Consider the following 24,372-nt stretch of genomic DNA (forward strand, 5'->3'; position numbering starts at 1 on the left):
ATTTCGCGACTGGCGTGCCGGTCCCGGACGTCTTCCGCGTGATTCTCTCGCTTCCCCCGACGTGTCATTTCGGTCAATTCCTCGAGGCGGAGGACATCATCATGAAGTACTCGGATTCCGGTTCGGTCAGGGGCGTGCGGCGGGGCTTCACCCTCGTCGAGCTCCTCGTCGTGATCGCGATCATCGGCACGCTCGTCGGCCTGTTGCTCCCGGCGGTCCAGGCGGCGCGCGAGGCCGCCCGGCGATCACAGTGCACCAACCACCTCAAGCAGTGGGCGGTTGCCAATCACAACCACCTCGATTCGTTCAAGAAGCTGCCGTTCGGCATGTTGCGGCGTGACGGAACGGGCTGGGGCCACCCCGAATGGGATCGGGGCGCACCGACCTGGGACCGGCGGTATGCGCTTCTCTTCCAACTGCTTCCGTACGTCGAGGAAGTCGCCTTCCACCGGGCGTGGGACCAACTCGTGTTCAGCAACAACCAGCGTTCCAACACGATGTTCGGTGGTGACGGCACGACGATGAATCCCACCAACGGCACCGCGGCCGTCGGTCAGCGGTTGGCGGCGATCCTCCGCTGCCCATCGAACGTCGGGCCGGAATGGAACGAAAGCCACAGCACCACCGGTAACGGCGTCTACGCCCGGGCAGACTATTTCGCCTGCGCCGGTCGGCGCGGGTATCCCGGCTTCAGCAACACGCTCCCGTCGCTGTGGAATCCGCTCGGCCCCGGGACGGACCACCCGCGGCCGCCGGGAAGCGCGACCTCCGCGCAGCAGGCAGCCAGCGACGGCATCTTCACCCGCAACGTCGCGCGAAGACTGGCGGAGATCTCCGACGGTACCAGCCGGACGATCCTGATGGGCGAGCGCAGCAATTACGACCCGGTCTTCGACCGCTGCGGCCCCGAGACCGGCTGGTCGACCACGAAGATGGCGAATTGGAACTGGGTCTGGTTCGGCGCCGAGGGGAACGCGTTCCTCGGGACTGGGGTGCCGATCAACATGCGGATCCGCGACTGCGTCGAGTACCGGACTCCGATCCGCTACGACGATCGGATCAACGCCTTCGGCAGCCAGCATCCCGGAGGGGCCGTGTTCGCGTTCGCCGACGGATCCGTGCGGTTCCTCTCCGAGTCGCTCGACCAGGCGACGTTCATCGCCCTCGGCTCGCGTGCCGGCGGTGAGTCGAACGCCAGCGACTGAGCCGCGAGTCACGTCCGTCGTGTTCCCCGGGACCGGCAGCGCCGGTCCCGGGGGATCGGTTTCGCCTCCGGGATAGGGGGCCGTCGCGAGCCCGTGTCGGAGCGACGGCGTCGGGCCGCGAGCAGCACCGTGTGATCGTGATCCTTCTGGAGTCAGTCCCGACGATGACGCGTGCAGCCGTTCGTGCCGCCCTGGCGGTCGCTCTCATCGGTGCGTCGGGCTGCGGCCCGAGCTACAAGGTCGCCGAGGTCACGGGCAAAGTCACTCTCGACGGCACTCCGCTCGAGATGGTCCGGGTCGAGTTCCTCTCGGCGAATGGACCGCGGTCAACGGGACAGACCGACGACTCGGGGCAGTTCACGCTCACCCTCGACGTGCCGAAGGCGCCCAAGGGTGCGATCGTCGGGGCGCACAAGGTCGTGCTCCTCGACCTCTGGCCGACCAAGGATGACAAACTCAGCGAGAGCGGCGTGTGGATCGACAACTCGAATGGCAAACTGCCGCGGATCGACTCCAAGTACTACGACGTCAGCACGTCGCCGCTGACCGCCGATGTCAAGGCCGGCGAGGTCAACCAGATCGAATTCACGGTCGACCCGCGGAAGAAGAAGCGCTGACGCTTCCGATCGGCTCGGCGACCCTCGGCCCCGGCGGTGGGTTCGACGCCACCGCCCGGCCGACGCTACGATCCCCGTCGTTGGGACCGGTCGGTTCGGGCCACCGCCCCATCGCATCCCCGGGGAAGCCCGTGCCATGAGCGACACCCGGAACGCCACCTCGCGGCCGCGTCTTGCCGCCCTCGACCAATTCCGCGGTTACACGGTCGTGGGGATGATGCTCGTCAACTACCTCGGCGGGTTCGCTGCCTGCCCGCGGATCCTCCGCCACACGCACGACTACTGCAGCTATGCCGACACGATCATGCCGCAGTTCCTGTTCGCGGTCGGGTTCGCGATGCGGCTCACGTTCGGGCGGCGCTTCGAGCGCGAGGGAAGCGCCGCCTATGGCCGGGTGGTGCGCCGCCTCCTCGGCCTCGTGCTCGTGTCGCTGGTGGTCTACACCGTCGGGAGCCGGGCGCCCTCGTGGGAGCAGTTGTCCAAGCTCGGGTTCTGGGGCGCGATCGGCGAGCCGCTCAAGCGGACCTGGTTCCAGACGCTGATGCACATCGCGGTGACGTCGCTGTGGATTCTCCCCGTGGTCCGCGCCACCGCCGGCGTGCGGATCGCCTGGATGGTGGCCTCGGCCACGGCCCACGTGATCCTGTCGTGGTGGTTCAACTTCACCTGGGTCAACGCGCCGCCGGCCGGGATCGACGGCGGCCCGCTCGGCTTCCTCACCTGGACGATCCCGGCGATCGTCGGCACGCTGGCCTGCGACGAGTTCGCCCCGCGATCCGCCGCGGCGGACGGGCGGCCGGTGCCCCTCGGCCGGATCGTCCTCTCGGCGGCCTCGCTGATGGCGCTCGGCTGGGGGCTGTCGTGCGGTACGCGCGCCTACGACGTGCCGGCGACCACGACCGCCGCCGTCACGCCACTGGCGTCGGACGGGGTGATCCCGACCGCGGAGCGGATGGCGGCCAAGCGGGCCACGGCGGCCGGCGTCGGGGCGTGGCTCGCCGAGGCTCCGTTCGTCCCGCCGCCGCCGAAGACACAGCGTCAGGGAAACTACTGGATGATGAGCCAGCGCGCCGGGTCGCTGTCGTATCTCGTGTTCTCGGCCGGGTTCTCGCTCGCGGTGTACGTCCTGTTCCACCTCGCCTGCGACCGCGGCGGCCGGCAGCTTCCGCTGTTCACGACGTTCGGTACCAACGCGATCCTCGCCTACGTGCTCCACGACATGGTCGGCACCGCGGTCAAGGGATTCGTGCCCAACGACTCGCCGGGCTGGTACGTGACCGCGTCGCTGCTCGTCTTCGGCTGGATCACCTGGCTGTTCATCCGTCACTTCGAGAAGGACGGCGTCTACCTCCGCGTGTAGCCCGAGGTCCGCGCGACCTTGGCCCGCACGCCGGCAGCCTCATCCCACGGCGCGGCGGAACGTCAGCCCGGCGACGAGGATCCCCACGGCCGTGGCGGCGAGCGCCATGGCCAAGCCGCGGGAGTCGCCATAGATCAGATAGCCGGTGGCGAACAGGCCCCCGTAGATCGCCACGCAGCCGGCGACGGCGAACACCAACTCCACCGGGAGTTTCCAGCGGGCGTCGAGGGCGGTGAGCCGCCCGGCCGCATGGGCTCGATCGATCACCGCCCTCCAGCCCGGCCCTCCCGGCCGGGCGCGCTCGACGAACCGCTCGAGCGTCGCCTGCGACTCGGCAGGGCCGAACAGCGCCGCCGCCAGCCAGGCGACGGTCGTGACGCCGACGATCCAGAGGAACTGCTGCCATTCGGCAGGCACCACCACCCCCGGCGTCTTTCCCGCGACGAAGAACCCGGCGGCCAGCGCGAACGACACCGCCATCGCCACGATCTCGGCGCTGGCGTTCACGCGCCACCAGAACCAGCGGAGGATGTAGATCAACCCCGTGCCCGCCCCGACCGTGAGGAGCACCTTGAATCCCTCGTAGACGCTCTCCAATTGGAGCGCGATGAACGCGGCCAGCGCCATCAGCACCACCGTCATCACGCGCCCCACCGCCACCAGCTCGCGCTCCGGGGCCCCGGGCCTGACGAAGCGCAGCCAGATGTCGTTGGCGACGTACGACGCTCCCCAGTTGAGCTGCGTCGAGATCGTCGACATGTAAGCGGCCGCCAGCGACGCGGCGACCAGCCCGAGAAGCCCGGCGGGCAAGCGAGTGAGCATCGCCGGGTAGGCGAGGTCGTCGCGGACCAGCGCGGCGTCGACCGCGGGCAGCGCCGCACGGAGCGCTGCCTCGTCGGGGTATAGCACCAGCGACGCGAGGGCGACGAGGATCCACGGCCAGGGACGCAGCGCGTAGTGGGCGAAGTTGAACAGTAGCGTCGCGCCCGTGGCATGGCGCTCGTCGCGGGCGGCGAGCATCCGCTGGGCGACGTATCCGCCCCCCCCCGGCTCCGCCCCCGGATACCACGCTGCCCACCACTGCACGGCCAGCGGGATGATGAAGATCGTCATCGCCAGGTCGCGGCCCGCGGTGGTGGAGAAGTCGAGCGCCGGCCACATCCCGGCCTTGTCGCGGACCACCGGGTGGCTCATCAGCCCGGTGATGCCCCCCACCTCGGGCACCCCGAGGGCGACCACCGCGGCGGCCACGCTACCGAACATGGCGACGATGAACAGCACGAAATCGGTCACCAGCACGCTCGTCAGCCCGCCGGCGGCGCTGAACACGACGGTCGCCACCGTGGCGAAGAGGATCGTCTCGACCGCCGAGAACCCGAACATCACGCTGCCGATCTTCACCGCGGCGAGCGTCACGTTGGCCATCACCAGAACGTTGAACACCAGGCCCAGGTAGACGGCGCGGAACCCGCGGAGGAACGCCGCCGGCGGGCCGCCGTAGCGCAGCTCGTAGAACTCGACGTCGGTCACCACCCCGGTACGGCGCCACAGCTTGGCGTAGACCGCGGCGGTGACCATCCCGGTGAGGAGGAACGCCCACCACACCCAGTTCCCCGCCACCCCCTGCTCGCGGACGATGCTCGTCACGAGCAGGGGCGTGTCGGCGGCGAACGTCGTCGCCACCATCGACGTCCCCAGCAGCCACCACGGCTGGGTGCGCCCGGAGAGGAAGAAGTCGGCCGACGAGCGTCCGGCGCGGCGGGCGACGGCCATCCCGACCGCGAGCGTGAAGGCGAGGAAGCTCCCGACCACGACCCAGTCGAGCGGTTGCAGGCGCATGGGGCTGGTCCGTGCGCGGGCCGTCGGGTTCGTGCGGAAAGCGACGATCCCGCCCGTGCCCCACGCCGCCCGGCAGGTCGTCGTCGGTAGACTACCAGCCCCGGCGAGGTTCGCTCCACGGGCCGTTGATCGGCGCCGACGCGGGCCGGGTGAGGGTCGGCACCGTCAGCCCGTGCCCTGCGGGCCGGTCCAATCGTCGGCGGCCCGCCGCCCCCGCGGAGCGTCGCAGAACGTATGAATCCGATCGACGCCGCCCTGCGGCGCCCCTGGACGGTCGTCGTCGGCGTCGTCGCGCTGCTGCTTCTCGCCGGCGTCGCGGTCCGGCGGATGCGGATCGACGTGTTTCCCAACCTCGACGCCCCGGTGGTCTACGTCTGCCAGCCCTACGGCGGCATGGACCCGGCGCAGATGGAGGGACTGCTCACCAACTACTACGAGTACCACTTCCTCTACATCGGCGGCATCCACCACGTGGAGAGCCGCTCGGTGCAGGGAATGGCGATCATGAAGCTCGTTTTCCATCCCGGCACCGACATGGCGCAGGCGATGGCGGAGACGATCGGCTACGTGACCCGCGCCCGGGCGTTCATGCCGCCGGGCACGGTGTCGCCGTTCATCACCCGGTTCGACGGCGGCAGCGTGCCGGTCTCCCAGGGCCATGATCGCTCCCATGAAAGACTGGAGGTTGAGCGTCGTGCCCGTGATCCGCAGCGCGACCGCCACGCCGACGATGACGACCGGCGCGCCCGACACCGCGATCAGCTTTAGCCGCGGCGACTGGAAGGCGGCGGTGAGCACCAGGAGGATGACCACGACGGCCGCCACCAACCCGATCGACACCCCCGGACGATCTCGTCGAGCGGTGCCAACTGGCCGCGGAGGTCGACCTTCACCCCCTTGGGAGTCGGCCCGGTCGCGGCGGCGCCCGCGATCTCGACGTCGCCATCGCCCGGGCGCGGATGGCCGCGGCGGCCGCCGACCTGCAGCACGCCCGCGCCCTGTGGCTGCCGAGCATCTTCATCGGCCCGAACTGGATCCGCCACGACGGCCAGGCCCAAGTCGTCGAGGGGCCGGTGCGGACGATCAGCAAGAGCTCGCTGTTCCTCGGGGCGACGGCGGCCGGGGGATCGAGCATCACCGGTCCCGTGCCCGCCGGCGGGCCGGCACCGGTCACCGGCCTGACGACCGTCCTGCGGATCTCCGACGCCATCTTCCTGCCGCTCGCGGCCCGGCAGATCGTCGATGCCCGCCGGGCGGGGATCCGCACCGCCGCCAACGACGCGCTGCTCGGCACCGCGGAGTCGTACATGGAACTGCAGCGTGCCGCCGGCCGGTTGGCGATCGCCCGTGAGGCGGCTGCCAACGCCGCCGAGCTCGTCGCGGTGACCGACGCCTTCGTGCGCGCCGGCGCCGGACTGGAGGGGGATCACCAGCGCAGCCTCGCCGAACGCGACCGCCGCCTCCGCCAGGCCCGGCTGCGGCCGTTCGTGCCCAGCGGCGCCTTCCGCTACTCCGGCGGCGGCTTCGGCGGTGGCCGCGACGAGTTCCTCGGCGACTTCGCCTCGCACAGCGACGCCGACGTCAATCTCTACTGGGAGACGGCAAACCTCGGGTTCACCGACCGCGCGATCCGCGAGCGGCGCGGTGCCGAACGACGGGTGGCCGATCTCGGCTTCCTCAAGGTCCAGGACCGCGTCGCCGCCGAGGTCGTCCAGGCCGAGAAGGCGCGGATTGCCGCGCGCCGGCAGCTGGAGCGGATGAAAGAAACGACCGCCGCGGCGGTCCGCTCGGTGAACCTCAATCTCGCGACGATCCGCCGCGCGGCAGGACTGCCCGTCGCGGCGACGCGTCCCATCGAGGTGCTCCAGCCGATCCAGGCGCTGGCCCAGGCCCGGACCGAATACCTCGACGCCGTCATCGACTACAACGTCGCCCAGTTCCGCCTCGAACATGCCCTCGGGCGGCCGCCCGTCGCCGGCTCGATCGAGGAGCCCGCCACCGCGGTCGAAACGGTGGCCCGCCCGGAGGCGCGGGGCGACGCCGACTGACGCCCGGCGCGCCGACTGCCGCGGCTGCCATACTGTCGCGCCACGGCGCCCGCACCGGGCCCGGGGAGGTTCCGCCATGGCCGCCGAACTGACGAGCGTCTCGCCGATCGACGGCGCCGTGCTGGGCTCCGTCGCCGTCACCCCGCCGGAGGCGATCGCCGCCGTCGTCGCCGCCGCCGGGGCAGCCTTCACGCGGTGGCGCGACGTGCCCGCCCCGCGCCGCGGCGAATTGGTGCGCCTGTTCGGCACGGAGCTGCGCGCCGAGAAGCGCCGGCTCGCCGCCCTCGTCACGCTCGAGGTCGGCAAGATCGGCGCCGAGGCCGAGGGGGAGGTCCAGGAGATGATCGACGTCTGCGACTTCGCCGTCGGTCTCTCGCGCCAGCTCCACGGGCTGTCGATCGCCTCCGAGCGCCCCGGCCACCGGATGGCGGAGAGCTGGCACCCGCTCGGCCCCTGCGCCGTGATCTCGGCGTTCAACTTCCCGGTCGCGGTGTGGTGCTGGAACGCCGCCCTGGCGCTGGTCTGTGGCGACCCGGTGATCTGGAAGCCGTCGGAGAAGGCTCCGCTGACGGCGGCCGCCGCGCTCGCGATCCTCGCAAGGGTGCTGGACCGGTTCGGGGCCGACGCCCCGCCGGACCTCGTGCAGCTCGTCAACGGCGGACCCGAGCAGGGGATGGCGCTGGCGGCCGACGGCGGCGTGGCGCTGGTCTCGGCGACCGGCTCGACGCGGATGGGCCGGGCCGTCGCGCCGCTGGTCGCCGCCCGGTTCGGCCGGGTGCTGCTCGAGTTGGGGGGCAACGCCGCGATGATCGTCTGCCCCTCCGCCGACCTCGACCTCGCGGTCCGCGCGATCGTGTTCTCGGCGATCGGCACGGCCGGGCAGCGCTGCACGTCGCTGCGGCGGCTGATCGTCCACCGGTCGGTGGCGGCGCCGCTCCTCGAGCGCCTGCGGAGGGCCTACGCCTCGATCCCGATCGGCGACCCGCGCGACCCGGCCACGCTCCTCGGCCCGCTCGTCGACGAGGCCGCGGCGGTGGCGATGGAGCGGGCCCTCGACCAGGCGCGCGCCGACGGAGGCGAGGTCTTGGGGGGCGGCCGGGTGACGAGCGGCGTCCCGGGAGGCGGCGTGTACGTCCGCCCGGCGCTCGTGCGGATGCCAAGGCAGTCGGCGATCGTCCGTGAGGAGACGTTCGCGCCGCTCCTCTACGTGCTCGGGTACGACGACTTCGACGAGGCCCTGCGGCTCCACAACGACGTCCCCCAGGGCCTGTCGGGCTGCATCTTCACGCTCGATCTCCGCGAGGCGGAGCGCTTCGTCTCGGCGGCCGGATCCGACTGCGGGATCGCCAACGTCAACATCGGCCCGTCGGGGGCCGAGATCGGCGGCGCGTTCGGCGGCGAGAAAGAGACCGGTGGCGGCCGCGAGAGTGGCAGCGACGCCTGGAAGGGCTACATGCGCCGGCAGACGGTGACGGTCAACTTCTCGCGTGACCTGCCGCTCGCCCAGGGAGTGATGTTCGACAGTGGTGGCTGAGGCCCCGCGGGGCCGTGGCGCTCACTTCGGCTCGATGAGCTCGATCGGCTGATCCTCGGCGACGATCACCTCGGCGGGACGGCCGTCGAGGAGGTAGCGGATGACGAGTTGCTTCGCGGCGCCGGGCGCGGGGTCGCCGGCGAACACCTTGTTGAAGCTCGGGTCGGGAAGGACGATCACGATCGTGCTCCCGGCGTGCTTCCGCAGCGTCTCCGTGACGTCCTTCTTCCGTTCGCCGGAGCCGTACTCGGCCTTCTGGATCTCCAGTTTCCGCTTCACGAGCCCCAGCCCCTCGAGTTTCTTCCACGCCTCGGCCGGCAGCTCGCCGAGCTTCTGGGCGATCGACGCCGCCGCCTGCCGGGCCTCGGCCTTCACCCCCTCGCTCCCCGCGGCGGTCACCGCCATGTCGAGGCCCGACGGCGCGGGATAACGGCGGAGCACGTCGAGCACCATCTTCTGCTCGGCCGGCTGGCGCGCCGCCTCCCACGCCTTGCGGCACATCTCCAAGCGCTGGTCGAGCGGCAGGTCGAACTGCCGGGCGATGCGGATGTAGCCGCGCATCGCGCGGTTTTGGTACTTCTCGCCGGGGGCGGTCTTCGTGAGGTCGAGGAGCACCGGGGCGGCGTCGGCCGTCATCCACTCGCCAAGCAGCCGGCTGCTGGCGTCGCGGAGCTCGTCGCTGTCGCTCCGCGCGGCGGTGGCGACCGTCTGCAGCGCCTTGGTGCCCCCGACCCCGCCGAGGATGTCGAGGAGCTTCACCTGGACGGCGACCGGCGCCGAACCGAGCGCACCTGCCAGCCGCGCGGCGCAGGCTTCGCGGTCGGGCATGCGCAGGCTCGCCGCGTTGAGCGCGGCCAGGGCGGCGGCCCCCTCGGCGTCGCTGCGCGGCGTGACGGTCCGCTCGACGAGGACACCGAGCCGCTCGCCATCGACGATCTCGCCGAGGGCCTTGAGGGCCGCGGTCCGCACCGTGGGATCGGCATGGTTGACGGCATTGATCACAGCGGGAACGGCGTCGATCCGGCGCTGGCCGACCAGGCCGAGGAGCACTGCCAGCAGCCCCGGGTCGGCGGTCGCCAGCCGGTCGCGGATCGCGGCGTCGACCTCGGCGCCCCGCAACTCCGCGAGAGCCCCCCGGGCCGCGGCGGCGATGTCGGCATCGGCGTCGGTCGCCCCGGCGAGCAGCGTCGCGACCGCCCCCGGCTTGCCGATCTGGCCGAGCGCCGACAACGCCGCGACGCGGATCTCCTTCGGGCCGGCACCGGCGGCCTTGACGAGCGTCGCGACGTCGGTCGAACCGGGCCGATCGGCCATCGCCGTCACCACCAGCGCCGCGCGGGCCGGTGGCAGCTTCGCCAGCTCCTCGGCCAGCGCCCGGTCGGTCGCCCCGGCCGGAAGCTCGCGGGCCACCGTGAGCCCGAGCCGGAAATACTTCTCGTCGGCGGCCCGGAGCTGCTCGGCCAACAGCGCCACGCCGGCGTCGCCGCGCGCGAGGATCGCGCCACGGATCGCTTCCAGCTTCCGTTGGACCGGCACGTCGGCAGCGCGGATCTCGTCGTAGATCGCGGCGGCGTCACTCCCCTTACCCGAGCCGCGGAGCCGGTCGGCGGCGACCACGCACGCCTCGGCGATCGCCGACCGGACCTTCCCCTCGGCCCGCGGCAGCGCCTTGCGGAGGGCGGCGGTCGCCGCGGCGTCTCCCACCATCCCCAGGGCGTACGCGGAGGCCGAGGCGACGGCGGGATCACGGTCGGCCAGCTTTGCCGCCAGTATCTCGACCGCCGCGGCGTCCCGGCGGACGCCGAGCGAATGGATCACGCCGACGAGTTGGCGCCCGGAGAGCTTCCCCGCCTCGGCCCGCAGCGCGGCGCCGGCAGCGGGGTCGGGAATCGCCTCCAGGGCGATCCGCGCCCACGACGACAGCCGCTCGTTGGCCAGCAGCGCCGCGAGATCGGGGACAGCGTCGGCCGAACCGTGGATCGCCAGCATCTTGCAGGCCAGCGCCTTCTTTCCCTCGGCCGCCACGTCGTCGGCCGCGGCCGGAACGCGGAGGATCGCGATCTGCTCGCGTTCCTTGTCGGTGCGGCCGGCGGGGGCCTGTGCCCCGGCCACGGCCGGCAGCGCGAAGGCCAGCATCACGGCGAACAGCAACGACCGGGACGGGGCGACCATCGGTGGAACCCTCGGTGGAAGCGGGACGGGAAAAGCGGAACACGACACCCGGACAGGTGCGGCGCGGTCGCGCCGCACCGCGCTCAGAGGCGCCACGGCTCGCGCAGCGCCTCGGAGCGGAGCCGGTTGGCCTCGGCGTCGTCGATGAACATGTTGGTGACGTTGTCGAATCGCACGGGGCGGCCGAGGAACAGCGCCACGTTGGCGGCGTGGCAGGCGATGTGCGCGTTGCACGCGGCCACGGCGTTGGTCTTCGGCTGATGCCGCGACTTGACGCAATCGAGGAAGTCGCGGACGTGGAACGTCGCCGGGTAGCCGCCGATCTCGGCGACCTCGCGGCCGGCCAGCAGCGTCGGCGAACTGAGGACCATCTTGCCGCTGTCGCCGGCCTCGACCCAGCCGTCCTCACCCTCGAAGCGCACCGGGCAGGAACCGAGCGGGATCCACCCCTTCTCGCGGAAGATCAGCTCGACGCCGTCGTCGTAGCGGGCGACGATCTCGCCGTCCTTCGGCGGGTTGTATTCGACCGGTGGCGGACGGTCGTTGACCGCCCACTGGCACAGATCGACGCAGTGGGTGCCCCACTCGAGCACGCCGCCGCCGACAAGCCCGCCCCCCTTCTCGAAGTTGAAGCCGTCGAGTTGCTTGGCATTGAACGGCCGCCATGCCGCCGGGCCGAGGTACATGTCCCAGTCGACCTGCTCCTTCGGCGGCTCCGGCTCGGCGGGGAGCCAGCCGCTGCTGATCGCCGTCATCCCGGCGGGATGGGCGTAGACGCGTTTCATCTTCCCGAGCCGCCCGGTGCGGGCCAGTTCGCACGCGAAGGCGAAGTGGGGGAGGTTGCGCCGCTGGGTGCCCGCCTGGAAGATCCGCCCGGTGCGGGCGATCGTGTCCTTGAGGATCAGGCTCTGCTCGATGTTCTTGGTGACCGGCTTTTCGCAGTAGATGTCCTTGCCGGCCCGCGCGGCGTACATCGTCATCGTGGCGTGCCAGTTGGGTCCGGTGGCGATGAGGACGGCGTCGATGTCGTCGCGGTCGAGGAGCTCGCGGAAGTCGCGGTAGGTGGCGCAGGCGTCGTTGCCGGCGCGCTCGTCGGCCATCTTCTTGATCGCGGCCCGGCGGGCCTCCTTGACGTCGCAGACGGCTGCGAACTGGACGTCCTTCTGCTCGAAGAAGCAGCCCAGGTCATAGGTCCCGCGGTTGCCGATGCCGATGCCGCCGACGACGACGCGCTCGCTCGGCGGGACGGTGCCGTCGAGCCCGAGGGCCGAACCGGGGATCACCAACGGCGCGGCGACGGTCGCACCGCCGGCTAATCCGCGGCGAATGAACTGGCGACGGGCCAGACGACTGCGGGGGGTGGGCATCGGGCTCTCCTCGGGACGGATGGCGCGTGCAGCAGGCCCGGCGCGGGCGCCGATCGATTCGACTCCGCCGCCGGCCGGCGGCACTATAAACGATTTCATGGCCAGAGAAACCGGCCACCGGCCCCGTCTCCTCGGCGGATAGACTGCGGCAGCGATCGAGCGTGGCCTTGAAGAACGGGCCTTTTCGGAATCGGACGATGCGACGCTTCGTCGGTAACGCGCCGGGCTGGGGGGCGGCGCTCGTCGCGGCCGTCGTGACGGCCTGCGTGGCCGCCGGCGCCGCGGAGCCCGGCACGCCCCCGGGCGCCGGAACCGACTCGGATCGGGCAGCGGAGGATCTGTTCGAGCGCCGGGTGCGGCCGCTCCTCCTCGAGCGCTGCGTCGGCTGCCACGGCCCCGACACGTCGTTCGCTTCGCTTCGGCTCGATTCGCGGTCCGGGCTGGTGGCTGGCGGCGACGGCGGCCCGGTCGCCTTTCCCGGCACACCCCGCCCCGGCGAGCTATCGCGCCGCATCCGCCACGCCGACGACGCCGTGCGCATGCCGCCCCCCGAAGCCGGGCCGCGCCTCACGCCTGACGAGGCCGCGGCGCTCGAGACGTGGCTGGCGGCCGGGGCTCCCTGGCCCGGCGACATCGAGCGCGGTGCGGCGAAGGCGACGGACCACTGGGCCTTCCAGCCGCGCCGCGCGTTCGCGATTCCCCCCGCTGGCGTCCTGCCGTCGCCGATCGACGGCTTCGTCGACGCTCGGCTCGCCTCCGCCGGACTGTCGCGCTCGCCGCCGGCGGACCGGCGCACGCTCGCGCGGCGCGCGTCGTTCGCCCTCCACGGCCTGCCCCCCACGCCCGACGCGGTCGCCGCCTTCGTCGCCGATCCCTCCCCCGACGCCTGGCCGAAGTTCGTCGACGGCCTGCTCGCCTCACCGCGCTACGGCGAGCACCTGGCACGGCTGTGGCTCGACGTGGCGCGTTACTCCGACACCAAAGGCTACGTCTACGCCCGCGAGGAGCGGTTCTTCGTCCATGCGCCGGCGTATCGCGACTGGGTCATCGACGCCTGCACCGCCGATCTCCCCTACGACCGGTTCGTGTCACTGCAGCTCGCCGCCGACCGGTTGGTCGCGGCCGGCAGCCCCGACCTCGCGGCCCTGGGCTACCTGACGACCGGCCGACGCTTCCTCGGCGTTCCCCCCGACATCGTCGACGATCGGATCGACGTCGTCGGCCGCGGCCTCCTCGGCCTCACCGTCGCCTGCGCCCGCTGCCATGACCACAAGTACGACCCGATCCCGACCGCCGACTACTACGCCCTGTTCGGCGTGTTCGCAAGCAGCGTCGACCGGCTCGTGCCGGTGCCGAGGCGTGCCGACACGCGCGCCCCGTCAGCGGCCTGGACCGCCGAGCTCGAGCGCCGCCGGGAGGCGCTGGCGGAGGGCTCGCGCCGGCTCCGCGACGAGGCGATGGCACGGGCGCGCGAGCGGATCGCCGACTACCTGTTCGCCCAGCGCCACCTCGACCGCTACCCGGAGACGGGGTTCGACCAGATCATCGCCACCACCGACCTCGTGCCCGCGGTCGTACGGCGCTGGCAGACGTTTCTCGGCCGGCCGGAGATCGCGTCGGACCCGGTGTGGGGCCTGCTCGTCGCGCTGCTCCCGCTCGCCGCCGAGCGCTTCCCGGCCGAGGCCGAGGCGGTGGTCGCCGGGGCCGGCAACGCGGTCCCGAACCTCAACCCCCTGGTCGCCGCGGCGTTCGCCACGCCCCCGCGGGACGGCCGCGACGTCGCCGACCGCTATGGACGGATGTTCGCCGCGGTCGCGACACGCTGGGAGGAAGCGCTCGCGGCCGCCACTGCGGCCGGGGCGCCGCCACCGGTCGCCCTCGACGACCCCGCCGCCGAGGCGCTGCGCCAGGCACTGCTCGGCCCCGGTTCGCCGACCACGCTCCCCGACGAGCCGATCGCGGCGCTCGAGACGTTGCTCCCCAGCGACGCGGTCAACCAACTCTGGAAACTGTCCAACGACGTCGACGCCTGGCTGATCGCCGCACCGCAGGCCGCCCCCCACGCGCTGGCCTGCTTCGACCGCGCCCTGCCCGTCGACGCGCCGCTCCTGCGCCGTGGCAATGCCGCCCTCAAGGGACCGCCGGTGCCGCGCCGCTTCCTCTCGCTCCTGGCCGGCCCGGATGGCGCGCCGTTCCGCGACGGCAGCGGGCGGCTGGAGATGGCGCGCGCGATCGTCGCCCCTGACAACCCGCTGACCGCGCGGGTCTGGGCCAACCGCGTGTGGGGCCACCTGTTCGGCGCCGGCCTCGTCGACACGCCGAGTGACTTCGGCACGCGCGCCGCCCCACCGACCCATCCCGAGCTGCTCGACTGGCTCGCCGAGGCCCTCGTGCACGACGGCTGGAGCACGAAGCGGCTCGTGCGGCGGATCCTCCTCTCGGAGACGTTCCGCCAAACCGGCACCGTGCCTGCCGATGCCCCCGGGCACCAGATCGATCCGGCCGCCCGGCTGCTGTGGCGCGCGGCGCCCAGGCGCCTGTCGGTCGAACAGTTCCGCGACACGTGGCTGTCACTCTCGGGCGAGCTGCGGCTCGACCCGGCCGGCCGGCCGGCCGACCCGTTCGCCGCCGCCGGGCCCCATCACCGCACGATCCACTGCCTCGTCGACCGGCAGTACCTGTCGGCTCCCCTTCGCCTGTTCGACATGGCCAATCCCGACCTCCACACCCCGTCGCGCCCCGAGACGACCGTGCCGCAGCAGGCGCTGTTCGCGCTGAATCACCCGTTCGTCGCGGCGCGGGCCCGGGCGCTGGCGGCGCGGGTGTTGTGCACCGACGGGCCACCGGCCGAATCGCTCGACGGCCTGTGGCAGCTCGTCTTCCAGCGCTCCCCGAGCGCCGTCGAGCGTGCCGCCGCGACCGAGTTTCTCGCGGCCGGCCGCGACACCGGCCCGGCAGACGGCCAGCTCGGTCCCGAGGAGCAGCTCGTCCAGGCGTTGCTGTTGTCCAATGAATTGATGTTCGTCGACTGATGGTTTTCCCCGCCCCGACCATGGCGATGCCCATGCCAGACGTGTCCCCGATCACCCGCCGCGACCTGCTCGCCCACGGCGCCTGCGGCATCGGATTGCTCGGCCTCGCCGGCGTCCTCGCCGACGCCGGCGAGCTCGCCGGCGCCGGGCCTGACTCCACGACCGACCCGCTCGCTCCCAAGTCCCCGCACTTCGCTCCCCGTGCCACGCGCCTGGTGCACGTGTTCCTCAACGGCGGGCCATCGCACGTCGACCTCGTCGATCCCAAGCCGGCGCTGTCGCGCCATGCCGGGCAGCCGCTCCCGCTGTCGCTGACGACCGAGCGCAAGACCGGCACCGCCCTGCCGGCGCCGTTCCCGTTTCGGCGCTACGGCGACAGCGGGCTGGAGCTCAGCGACCTGCTGGCGCGGACCGCGCGGCACGCCGACCGGATCGCCGTGATCCGCTCGATGTTCGCCCACGTCCCCAACCACGAGCCGTCGTTGATGCTGATGAACTGCGGCGACTCGGTGCAGCCGCGCCCGAGCGTCGGGTCGTGGCTGCTGCACGGCCTGGGCACCGAGAACCGCAACATCCCCGGCTTCCTCGCGATCTGTCCCGGCGGGCTGCCGGTGAAGGGGCCCGACAACTGGCAGGCCGGATTCCTCCCCGGTTCGCTCCAGGGCACGGCGATCGACTCGCGCCACACCGCCGTCGACCGGCTCATCGAGAACATCACCAGCCCCCATGCCTCGGCCGCCATCCAGCGGCGCCAGCTCGACCTCCTCCGCCGCCTCGACGCCACGCGCCATGTCGCCGACCCGCGGCTCGAAGCGAGGATCGGATCGTTCGAGCTGGCATTCCGGATGCAGACCGAGGCGACCGAGGCCTTCGACCTGTCGCGGGAGACCGCCGAGACCCGGGCCCTGTACGGCGACACCGTCCACGGGAGGCAATTCCTCGTCGCCCGGCGGCTCCTCGAACGCGGCGTCCGCACCGTGCAGCTGTGGCACGGCGCCGGCCAGCCGTGGGACAACCACGAACAGATCGCCGCCAACCTCCAGCGCCTGTGCGGCGAGCTCGACGGTCCCCTCGACGCATTCCTCACCGACCTGGCGCGCCGCGGACTCCTCGACGACACGCTGGTCCTCGTCGGCGGTGAATTCGGCCGGACACCCTCGGTCGAGCTCGGCGGCGACGGTGCCGCCAAGGCGGGGCGCGACCACAACCACTACGGGTTCTCGGTGTTCCTCGCCGGCGGTGGCATCAAGGGAGGCACCGTGCATGGCGCCACCGACGACTTCGGCTTCCGCGCCGCGGTCGATCCGGTGAGTGTCCACGACCTCCACGCCACGCTCCTCCACCTCCTCGGGCTCGACCACACGCGGCTGACCTACCGCTACGCCGGCCGCGACTTCCGCCTCACCGACGTCCACGGCCGCGTCCTCCACGCGCTGATCGGCTGAAGCGCCGGGGCGGAACCGGCGCCCTCGACGCTCACGATCGACGGCGACCTGACCGTGTCGCGCGTGGCGATCATCGGCGCGTCGCGGATCGTCGTCGGCCGGAGCGACCCGGGCCTGCTGCCGGTGATCGACCAGGAGGGGGGCGCGAACCTGTCGCTCCCCGGAATCGCCCTGGAGATGCGCGGCGGCGACATCATCCTCCGCGCCGACGTGTCGACCGCCGGCGCCCCGCAGACCTACGCCGGCCCGATCCGCCTCGGGGTCGCTTCGGCGGCCGCCGACGTGACGCTCACCGGCAGCCTGGTGACGGTTGGCGGGATCGATGTCGCGGCCGGGGTCAGCAACGTCCGCTTCTCGGGGGGCGGCTCGATCCGCAATCCCGGCATGCAGGGGATCCGGTTCAACGGCACGTCGACCAATTCGCTCGTCCGCGGGTTCACGATCACCGCCGCCGGGATGACGGGGATCAAGTTCGCCTCCGGCGACTACACCGGCACGCGCGATCGGAAACTCGATCGACGGCGCCGGGCTGTCGACGTACGGGTTCCGGCTCGGCAGTGCCACCGGCCTTTCGATCGGCGGCGGCCTCCTCGGCGACGGCAACCGCGTCACCGGCACCTACCAGGGCTTGTACGCCTCGGGCGGGCTGGCCGGCACGAGCGTGCTCGGCAACACGATCACCGGCAACGTGACGAACATCACCGTCGATCCGACGGCGGCGGCGACCGGCACGTGCCAGACGAGCTGAGGGGGAGGCGACGGCACGGGGGCAACGGGACGCCCCCCGGGGGATGCCGGGTCATTCGCCGCCGGGACCGTCTCCGACCAGGATCCACGCCTCGTCGCACGCGACGTGCTTCATCGTCTTTCCAGCCGCCACGAACACGCTGTACACGAGGTGGATCGTGCCGTCGCGCCCTTGCGTCACCGCGGGATAGTGGAACGACCCGGCCGGGTCGCGCTCCAGATGGCGCCGGTGGGGCCATGTCTTCCCCTCGTCATCGGACAGTGCGACAGCGAGGCTGCCGCGTCCTTCGATCGTGTCGTTGAACACCAGCAGCCACCGTCCGCTGGCGAGGCGCAGGGCGTCGAGCCCGGACCCGGGATTGGGTAATTCGGCGACACCCACCGGCCCCCATGTCTCCCCACCATCGGCGCTTTCCGCGGTTCGGATCCGCTCGAGCGGGCCGTTTTCGCGCATGTAGGCGACGAGCGTGCCGTCGCGGCGCTCGACGACCGCCGGTTGGATGTTGCCGAAGCCGAGCGCCGGCGCGCCGGCCCGCCAGGTGGCGCCGTCGTCGTCGCTCAGCGCCATCAGCGCCGCCGACCAGGTGTCGCTGTACAAGGGAAGCACGATCCGACCCGTCGACAGCGTCGTCGGCTTGCAGCGCGGCTGCCATCCGAGGCGCTGCAGGAGCCGGTCGTCGAGGCGCTGCTGCCATTCCTCCGCCGCGCGGCGCAGATTCGGGCTCGCGCCGTCCAGCTCGGCGCGCCGCTCGGCAAGCAGCGCGCGGCCGCGGGGGGCGAAGTCGGCGGGGGCCAGCCACAGCGCCTGTTGCCACTCCCACACCGGGCTGCCCGCGCCGAGGTAGTCGCGCGACCGGCGCGCGTGGGTGACCGCCGACTCCCAGCGGTTGTCGACGATCACCGGCCAGAACAGCCACAGCCTGCCGCGACGGTCGATCGACAGGCAGGTGTTGCAATCGGGAAACCCGGGGGTGTCGGCCATCAGGAAGGGGTCGCTCCACGCCGCCGCTCCCGGCGCGAGGCGGGCGCCGTACACCGCGACGTCGTCGGCTTTCCGCTCCCCCGAGCCGCGGTACCAGGAGACGAGCAACTGGCCGTCGGGGCACTCGACGATCCCGGGAGCGTGGTTGTGGCGCGGGTCGGGGGGGAAAACGAGCTCGGCGCGATGCACCGGCGTTGCCTCGTCGCCCGCGGCGGCGGTCGCGACCAGCGCCGGGGCAAGAACAGCGGCGAAGAAGATCGCTCGACGACGGGGGATGCGGAACATCGGGTCTTCCTCGGGGATGGCGACGGCGCGACTGGACCAGCATACGGGCGAGCGGACCGGCGGGAACCGTGACCGGGCCGCGCCTCCCGGACCGGATCTTCGCTCAGGGGCTCACGACGTCGGCAAGCGCGCCGGTCGGCACCGGCACCAGCGGCGGGCGGACGTCGTCGGGAGCGAAGCCGCATGTCACGGACGTCGCCGTGCCGCACACGCGCCCCTGGCAGGGCCCCATGCCGACGCGCGACAGCAGTTTCGCCTCGCGCCACGCGGTGAACCCGCGGAGCCGTTCCGCGGCCACGTCCTCGCAGCGGCAGACGACGGTGTCGGCCGAGGCTAGCGTCCGGAGGCGCGGGTCGAGCGTGAAGGTGTCGAGGAGTCGCACGGCGAACTGCCGGGCGCGACGCACCTCGGCGAGGAGCGGCGCGGCCGTTGCACCGGCGCCGACCGCCACCAGCCCCGCGACCCGCCCCTCGACCAGGCTCTTGTCGACGCCTCCGATCCCCGTGCATTCACCGGCCGCCAACACGTCCGGCCGGGTCGTGCGCTGCCACTCGTCGACCACCACGCCATCCGCGCCGATCGCGCAGCCGAGGGCGCGGGCCACGTCGGTGTTGGGCACCAGGCCGAACCCGCAGGCAAGGATGTCGCAGGCGACGTCGCGGTCGCGCTCCCGCCCCGGGCGCCCGGACCGCAGCGTCACGACCAGGCCGTCCGCAGCCGCGCGCACCGCCACCGGAAACGTTGCCGGCCGGTAGACGGCCGCCGTCGTGCGCGCGAGCCCGACGGCCTGGACGAGCTTGGCCGGGTCGGCCACCAACCGTGCGGCGAACCCCGCCAGCCGGACGCGGTCGGCCTGTTCGGCGATCGCCACCAGCCGCGCCCCGCTCCGCGCCGCCACGTCGGCCACCGCCAGCAGGAGCGGCCCGCTGCCGGCGACGACGACGCGCCTCCCGGCGACGTCGAGCCCCTGCTTGACCAGCGCCTGCAATCCGCCGGCGCCGACGACGCCGGGAAGCGTCCAGCCCGGAAACGGGACGAAGCGCTCGCGGGCACCAGTTGCGAGGACGATCCGCCGGGCGACGACCTGCCGCGTCCCGACGGCGTCCTGGAGCTGGATCGCTCCCGACGGGGTCACCGTGACCACGGCGGTTCCCGGGAAGAACCGTGCCCCGCCCTGCGGCCGAGCCGCGCCGCCGCGCCAGATCTGCCCGCCGGGGGCAGGGTTGTCGTCGATCACGATCACGTCGGCCCCGGCCGTCGCCGCGGCACTGGCCGCGGCGATCCCTGCCGGGCCGGCCCCGACGACGAGCACGTCGCACACCCCGTGCCGCGGCGCCGCCGGGAGCGCCGGGCAAGCCCGCGGAGCGGCGGCAGGCGCGGCGGTGTCGACGCACATCCCGTCGCGGACCGTCTCCTGGCAGGTGCGCACCAACTCCCGGCCGTCGACCGTCGCCCGGCATTCGAAGCAGACCCCCATCCCGCACAGCGGCCCGCGCGGCGCGCCGGTGACGCTCGTGCGCACGTGCCACGCCTCCGCGCCGCCGCGCGACAGCAGCGCCGCCGCAACCGACTGTCCGCGTGCGGCGGTGACAGGCGCGCCGTCGACCATGAGCGTCACCGTGTCGCGATGGCCGCGCGGCGGGTCAGCGGGACCGTTCATCGCGCGGCCTCCACGGGCACCGCCAGGAACCGCGCCGGCAGCCATGGTGCCGGATCGACCACCGCGTCGCGGCCGAGGAGTCCGGCGACCAGCCCTTCGGCGGTGGCGGGCGCCGTCGTGATCCCGAGCCCTTCGTGGCCGGTCGCCAGCCAGAGGCCGGCGATCGCCGGCCACGGGCCGACCAGCGGCAGCCCGTCGGGGGTCGCCGCCCGCAGCCCGGTCCAGACGCGGATCGCCGGTACCGTCGCCAACCGCGGCAGGTATTCGAAGCAGCGCGCGAGCATCGTCTCGAGCAGCTTCGGCTCGACCGCCGGCGAGGTGACGTCGATCTGCCGCGACGAGCCGACGAGCACCTGCCCCGTCGCGCGCGGTTGGACGTTGAACGCGACCGAGTCGGTGCCGACGTCGTGGGCGCGCTTCACATAGCCGAGCTCGACCACCTGGTGGTGGATCAACCCCGGCGCGCGGTCGGTGATCACGAGGTGCCCCTTGCGCGGCCGGATCGGCACACCGGGCACGAGCCGCGCGGCGGCGGCGCCGGTGGCGACGACGACCGCGTCGGCCTCGATGCGGCCGCCGTCGGCGAGGCGCAGCACGCCGCCGGGCTCGACCGCCGTCGCCGCGACGCCGCGCCGCAGCCGCGCGCCGGCGGCGACGGCTTCCGCCACCATCCACGCCGCCACGGGAGGCGGATAGACGACGGCGTCGTCCGGCACGACGAGCGCCCCGGCCAAGCCGGGGCGGAGCGCCGGCTCGAGGTGCGCCAGTTCCTCGGGCCCGATGAGCCGGGCCGCTACCCCGGCCGCCGCGAGGCGCTCGGCCTTGGCGGCAGCCTCGGCCAGTTCGTCGGCGGCGGCGGCGACCCAGGCCGTGCCCGGCCGCCGATACTCCGCTGCCGCGGGGAGGTGAGGGGCGAGCGATTCCCACAGCGCCCGGCCCCGCGAGGTGAGCGCGATCTGGGCCGGGGAATCGTCGATGACGACGACGTGGCCCATCCCGGCCGCCGTGGCTCCGCCCCCGGGGAACCGCTCCTCGACGACCGTCACCCGGCAGCCGGCGCGGGCCAAGGCGAGCGCCGAGGCGGCGCCGACGATCCCCGCTCCGACGATCACGACGTCCATCGCCGATCCCCGCTCCGCGCCAGCGCGGGCCACGCGCGGCGGCCGCAGCATACAATCCCCTCCACCCGCGGAGCGCTTCCATGCCGATCGACTGGTGCGGCGTCTACGCCGCCGCGACGACCGAATTCCACCCCGACGAGCGGCTCGACCCGGCGGCGACGAAGCTCCACTTCGAGCGGCTCATCGACGACGGGATTCACGGCCTGGTGGTGATGGGCACCGTCGGCGAAGGCACCTCGCTCGATCCCGACGAGAAGCGCGAGGTGCTCCGGCTCGGTATCGAAGCCTCGCGCGGGCGGGTGCCGGTGGTGACCGGCGTCGCCGAATACACGACCCGCGCCGCCTGCCGCTGGGCCGCCGAGGCGGAGCGGCTCGGCGCCGACGGCCTGATGGTCCTGCCGGGGATGGTCTACAAGCCGCGCCCCGCGGAGAACCTCGCCCACTTCCGCGCCGTCGCCCGGGCCAGTGGGCTGCCGGTGATGCTCTACAACAACCCCGTCTCGTACGGCGTCGACCTCCGCCCCGAGCAGATCGCCGAGTTGGCCGACGAGCCGACGATCCGCGCCGTCAAGGAGTCGAGCGACGACCCGCGGCGGATCACCGACATCGCCAACCTCGTCGGCGACCGCTACGTGCTTCTCTGCGGCGTCGACGACCTGGTGCTCGAGAGCATCGTGCTGGGGGCGCGCGGCTGGGTCTCGGGGCTGGTCAACGCCTTCCCGGCCGAGAACCGGCTGCTGTGGGATCTGACGTTGGCGGGGCGGTTCGACGAGGCCCGGGCCGTCTACCGCTGGTACACGCCGCTGCTCCACCTCGACACGCGCCCGACCCTCGTCCAGTGCATCAAGCTGGCGGCGGCGCTGACCGGACTGGGGGGCGAGGCGGTGCGGGCACCGCGGCGGCCGCTCGACGGGGCGGAGCGCGAGGAGGTGGTCGCGCTTGTGCGCCGCGCGATCCGCGACCGCCCGCCGACGCGGACCGGCGGCGCATGAACGCCTCCCCACCGCCGTCGCGCCTCCGCGTGGTCGACTCGCACACGCTCGGCGAGCCGACGCGGGTGGTCGTCGATCCGGCGACGGCCGCGTGGTTCCCGGCGCGCGGCTCGGTGCGCGAGAAGCGCGACGCCTTCGCCCGCGATCACGCTCCCCTCCGCCGAGCCCTGGTCGGCGATCCACGCGGCGCCGAGGCGATGGTCGGCGTGATCCCGGTGCCCCCCGCCGACCCGGCGTGCCGGTTCGGGGCGGTGTATTTCAACCGCGTCGGCTCCCTCGACATGTGCGGCCACGCCACGATCGGGCTGGCGGTCACGCTCGGGCACCTCGGCTGGATCGAGCCGGGGCGGTTCCTCCTCGAGACCCCGGCCGGCGTCGTCGCCGTCACCTGGCACGGCGGTGCCGACGCGAGCTTCGAGAACGTCCCCGCCCGGCGCACGGCGCGCGGCGTCGCCGTGACGTGTGCCGACGGCCGGACCGTGACCGGCGACATCGCCACGTCGGGGTTGTGGTTCTTCATCACCTCCGACCACGGCGAACCGGTCGAACCGGCGGCGCTGCCGCGGCTGTCGGCGCGCGCCTGGGCGATCCGCCGCGCGCTGGAGGCGGCGGGCCGCCGCGGCGACGGCGGCGCGGCGATCGATCACGTCGTCCTCCTTGGCCCGCCGGCCGATCCGGCCAACGACGCGCGCAATTTCGTCCTCTGCCCCGACGGCGCCTTCGACCGCTCGCCGTGCGGCACCGGCACCAGCGCCCTGGTCGGCTGCCTCCACGAAGACGGCCGGCTCGCCGCCGGCGAGCCGTGGCGCCAGGAGAGCATCCTCGGCGGCGTCTACGTCGCTTCGGTGCGCCGCGACGGGAGCGCGATCGTGCCGACCGTCGCCGGGCGCGCCTGGATCACGGCCGAGAGTGTCGTCGCCTTCGCCGCCGACGATCCCTACCGGCTCGGCCTGCCGGCGCTCCCGCGCCAGGAGCAGGTGCCGTGAGGCTCCCCGACAGGGTCGTCGAGTGGGTGGCGGCGGCGCGGAGGATGCTGCTGCCGGCGAAGAGCCGCCTCCTGCCGGTCGACGCCCGGGGGCCGGCGGCCGCGGCGGCGATCGCCGAGCTGCTTTCGCGCCCCGCCCCGTGCATGATCAGCCGGTTCGGCGCCACCGAATTGGCGGCGCTGCTCTCGGTGTGGGACGTGCGCGACCCGCGGAACGTGTGGATCAAGCGCTGGAAGGTGTTCCTCGGCGAGATGCGCGCCACCGACCGGTGGAGCCCGCGGATCCGCCGCCACATGGCCGATTGGTCGGGATTCTTCCCGCTCACCGACGAGGCCCTCGGGCGCTTTGCCGACCGGCTCGCGGCCGACGCCCGCGAGATCGACCTCCTCGGCTCGTGGCTCCCCGAGGAGGCGCGCGTCCGCCACCTCCTCCCCGCGGCGCGCCTGATCCCCGTCGGTGACCTCCGCCCCGAGCTCCACGATCCCCCCTGGAGCCGCTGCCTCGCCGGCCGGCGCGTGCTGGTGGTGCATCCGTTCGCCGAATCGATCCGTCGGCAGTACACGCGGCGCGAGCGGATCTTCCCCACGCTCGGCGTCCTCCCGGCGTTCACGCTCGAGACGCTCCCCGCCGTCCAGTCGCTCGGCGGCGCCGACCACGGTTTCGCCGACTGGTTCGCGGCGCTCGACTCGATGTGCGCCCGGATCGACGGGGCCGAGTACGACGTGGCGCTGATCGGCGCCGGGGCCTACGGCCTGCCGCTGGCGGCACACGTCAAGCGCGCCGGCAAGCAGGCGGTCCACATCGGCGGCCACCTGCAGATCATGTTCGGCATCCTCGGCGGCCGCTGGGACGACGACCCGGCGATCCGACGGCTGAGGACCGACGCCTGGACGCGCCCCCTTCCCGAGGAGCGGCCGCCGACGGCCGACCGCGTCGAGCGCGCCTGCTACTGGTAGCCCGCGGCAGCACGCCGCCGACCC

The 24,372-nt window shown here is 73.0% G+C and carries 18 protein-coding genes; 11 read left to right on the forward strand and 7 right to left on the reverse strand.

Features of this window, described 5'->3' with window-relative positions:
* The first annotated feature begins 38 nt into the window (after positions 1 to 38).
* From FJ309_02325 to FJ309_02335, 3 genes are all read left to right on the forward strand, one after another.
* A complete protein-coding gene (locus tag FJ309_02325; GenBank protein MBM3953453.1) occupies positions 39 to 1,205 on the forward strand; it encodes a DUF1559 domain-containing protein in 1,167 nt (388 codons plus the stop codon).
* 164 nt (positions 1,206 to 1,369) lie between these two features.
* The gene (locus FJ309_02330) at positions 1,370 to 1,822 is read left to right on the forward strand and encodes a DUF4198 domain-containing protein (protein MBM3953454.1); all 453 of its coding nucleotides are present in this window, start codon (positions 1,370 to 1,372) and stop codon (positions 1,820 to 1,822) included.
* Positions 1,758 to 3,182 carry a DUF1624 domain-containing protein gene (locus tag FJ309_02335; protein ID MBM3953455.1) on the forward strand — a complete coding sequence of 475 codons (1,425 nt, stop codon included), beginning with the start codon at positions 1,758 to 1,760 and terminating at the stop codon, positions 3,180 to 3,182. The genes FJ309_02330 and FJ309_02335 overlap by 65 nt, the downstream gene beginning before the upstream one ends.
* A 39-nt stretch (positions 3,183 to 3,221) precedes the next feature.
* Here the strand turns inward: FJ309_02335 and FJ309_02340 are convergent, their stop codons facing one another.
* Positions 3,222 to 5,021, reverse strand: a complete 1,800-nt coding sequence (locus FJ309_02340; GenBank protein ID MBM3953456.1) for a Na+:solute symporter — start codon at positions 5,019 to 5,021, stop codon at positions 3,222 to 3,224.
* Positions 5,022 to 5,255: 234 nt separating this feature from the next.
* On the opposite strand from FJ309_02340, the gene FJ309_02345 reads away from it, so the two are divergent.
* From FJ309_02345 to FJ309_02355, 3 genes are all read left to right on the forward strand, one after another.
* On the forward strand, positions 5,256 to 5,789 hold the full coding sequence (locus FJ309_02345; protein ID MBM3953457.1) for an efflux RND transporter permease subunit: 534 nt from the start codon (positions 5,256 to 5,258) through the stop codon (positions 5,787 to 5,789).
* A gap of 191 nt (positions 5,790 to 5,980) precedes the next feature.
* Positions 5,981 to 7,069 carry a hypothetical protein gene (locus FJ309_02350; protein ID MBM3953458.1) on the forward strand — a complete coding sequence of 363 codons (1,089 nt, stop codon included), beginning with the start codon at positions 5,981 to 5,983 and terminating at the stop codon, positions 7,067 to 7,069.
* A gap of 76 nt (positions 7,070 to 7,145) precedes the next feature.
* On the forward strand, positions 7,146 to 8,603 hold the full coding sequence (locus FJ309_02355) for an aldehyde dehydrogenase family protein (protein MBM3953459.1): 1,458 nt from the start codon (positions 7,146 to 7,148) through the stop codon (positions 8,601 to 8,603).
* Positions 8,604 to 8,624: 21 nt separating this feature from the next.
* On the opposite strand, the gene FJ309_02360 is transcribed toward FJ309_02355, so the two are convergent.
* Together FJ309_02360 and FJ309_02365 are read right to left on the reverse strand one after the other, a co-directional pair.
* Complete coding sequence (locus FJ309_02360) at positions 8,625 to 10,775, reverse strand: DUF3395 domain-containing protein (GenBank protein MBM3953460.1); 2,151 nt, start codon at positions 10,773 to 10,775, stop codon at positions 8,625 to 8,627.
* 83 nt (positions 10,776 to 10,858) lie between these two features.
* On the reverse strand, positions 10,859 to 12,142 hold the full coding sequence (locus FJ309_02365) for a Gfo/Idh/MocA family oxidoreductase (protein MBM3953461.1): 1,284 nt from the start codon (positions 12,140 to 12,142) through the stop codon (positions 10,859 to 10,861).
* 197 nt (positions 12,143 to 12,339) lie between these two features.
* On the opposite strand from FJ309_02365, the gene FJ309_02370 reads away from it, so the two are divergent.
* Together FJ309_02370 and FJ309_02375 are read left to right on the forward strand one after the other, a co-directional pair.
* Positions 12,340 to 15,174 (forward strand): DUF1553 domain-containing protein, encoded by a 2,835-nt coding sequence (locus FJ309_02370; protein MBM3953462.1) that lies wholly within the window; start codon positions 12,340 to 12,342, stop codon positions 15,172 to 15,174.
* Between the two features lie 32 nt (positions 15,175 to 15,206).
* Positions 15,207 to 16,619, forward strand: a complete 1,413-nt coding sequence (locus FJ309_02375) for a DUF1501 domain-containing protein (protein ID MBM3953463.1) — start codon at positions 15,207 to 15,209, stop codon at positions 16,617 to 16,619.
* 236 nt (positions 16,620 to 16,855) lie between these two features.
* Here the strand turns inward: FJ309_02375 and FJ309_02380 are convergent, their stop codons facing one another.
* From FJ309_02380 to FJ309_02395, 4 genes are all read right to left on the reverse strand, one after another.
* Positions 16,856 to 17,089, reverse strand: a complete 234-nt coding sequence (locus tag FJ309_02380; protein ID MBM3953464.1) for a hypothetical protein — start codon at positions 17,087 to 17,089, stop codon at positions 16,856 to 16,858.
* A gap of 329 nt (positions 17,090 to 17,418) precedes the next feature.
* Positions 17,419 to 18,633: a neuraminidase (sialidase)-like protein gene (locus FJ309_02385; protein ID MBM3953465.1), complete on the reverse strand. Its 1,215-nt coding sequence runs from the start codon at positions 18,631 to 18,633 to the stop codon at positions 17,419 to 17,421.
* Between the two features lie 103 nt (positions 18,634 to 18,736).
* Positions 18,737 to 20,242 (reverse strand): FAD-dependent oxidoreductase, encoded by a 1,506-nt coding sequence (locus FJ309_02390; GenBank protein MBM3953466.1) that lies wholly within the window; start codon positions 20,240 to 20,242, stop codon positions 18,737 to 18,739.
* Positions 20,243 to 20,289: 47 nt separating this feature from the next.
* Entirely contained in the window at positions 20,290 to 21,414 is a 1,125-nt protein-coding gene (locus tag FJ309_02395; protein ID MBM3953467.1) for an FAD-binding oxidoreductase, read from the reverse strand.
* An 80-nt stretch (positions 21,415 to 21,494) separates the two neighbouring features.
* On the opposite strand from FJ309_02395, the gene FJ309_02400 reads away from it, so the two are divergent.
* Genes FJ309_02400 through FJ309_02410 form a run of 3 tightly spaced genes read left to right on the forward strand, consistent with a single transcriptional unit; the run spans position 21,495 to position 24,348 of the window.
* Complete coding sequence (locus FJ309_02400; protein ID MBM3953468.1) at positions 21,495 to 22,406, forward strand: dihydrodipicolinate synthase family protein; 912 nt, start codon at positions 21,495 to 21,497, stop codon at positions 22,404 to 22,406.
* A complete protein-coding gene (locus FJ309_02405; protein ID MBM3953469.1) occupies positions 22,403 to 23,392 on the forward strand; it encodes a hydroxyproline-2-epimerase in 990 nt (329 codons plus the stop codon). The genes FJ309_02400 and FJ309_02405 overlap by 4 nt, the downstream gene beginning before the upstream one ends.
* The gene (locus FJ309_02410) at positions 23,389 to 24,348 is read left to right on the forward strand and encodes a hypothetical protein (protein ID MBM3953470.1); all 960 of its coding nucleotides are present in this window, start codon (positions 23,389 to 23,391) and stop codon (positions 24,346 to 24,348) included. The genes FJ309_02405 and FJ309_02410 overlap by 4 nt, the downstream gene beginning before the upstream one ends.
* Positions 24,349 to 24,372 lie beyond the last annotated feature (24 nt).

It is taken from the genome of Planctomycetota bacterium, assembly GCA_016872555.1.
GTDB lineage: Bacteria > Planctomycetota > Planctomycetia > Pirellulales > UBA1268 > F1-20-MAGs016.

Coding starts and splice junctions, on each gene's coding strand:
- FJ309_02370 (MBM3953462.1), top strand. CDS start 12,340: ATGCGACGCTTCGTCGGTAACGCGCCGGGCTGGGGGGCGGCGCTCGTC.
- FJ309_02405 (MBM3953469.1), top strand. CDS start 22,403: ATGAACGCCTCCCCACCGCCGTCGCGCCTCCGCGTGGTCGACTCGCAC.
- FJ309_02400 (MBM3953468.1), top strand. CDS start 21,495: ATGCCGATCGACTGGTGCGGCGTCTACGCCGCCGCGACGACCGAATTC.
- FJ309_02385 (MBM3953465.1), bottom strand. CDS start 18,633: ATGTTCCGCATCCCCCGTCGTCGAGCGATCTTCTTCGCCGCTGTTCTT.
- FJ309_02395 (MBM3953467.1), bottom strand. CDS start 21,414: ATGGACGTCGTGATCGTCGGAGCGGGGATCGTCGGCGCCGCCTCGGCG.
- FJ309_02340 (MBM3953456.1), bottom strand. CDS start 5,021: ATGCGCCTGCAACCGCTCGACTGGGTCGTGGTCGGGAGCTTCCTCGCC.
- FJ309_02345 (MBM3953457.1), top strand. CDS start 5,256: ATGAATCCGATCGACGCCGCCCTGCGGCGCCCCTGGACGGTCGTCGTC.
- FJ309_02360 (MBM3953460.1), bottom strand. CDS start 10,775: ATGGTCGCCCCGTCCCGGTCGTTGCTGTTCGCCGTGATGCTGGCCTTC.
- FJ309_02330 (MBM3953454.1), top strand. CDS start 1,370: ATGACGCGTGCAGCCGTTCGTGCCGCCCTGGCGGTCGCTCTCATCGGT.
- FJ309_02355 (MBM3953459.1), top strand. CDS start 7,146: ATGGCCGCCGAACTGACGAGCGTCTCGCCGATCGACGGCGCCGTGCTG.
- FJ309_02365 (MBM3953461.1), bottom strand. CDS start 12,142: ATGCCCACCCCCCGCAGTCGTCTGGCCCGTCGCCAGTTCATTCGCCGC.
- FJ309_02335 (MBM3953455.1), top strand. CDS start 1,758: ATGTCAAGGCCGGCGAGGTCAACCAGATCGAATTCACGGTCGACCCGC.
- FJ309_02350 (MBM3953458.1), top strand. CDS start 5,981: ATGGCCGCGGCGGCCGCCGACCTGCAGCACGCCCGCGCCCTGTGGCTG.
- FJ309_02375 (MBM3953463.1), top strand. CDS start 15,207: ATGCCAGACGTGTCCCCGATCACCCGCCGCGACCTGCTCGCCCACGGC.
- FJ309_02390 (MBM3953466.1), bottom strand. CDS start 20,242: ATGGTCGACGGCGCGCCTGTCACCGCCGCACGCGGACAGTCGGTTGCG.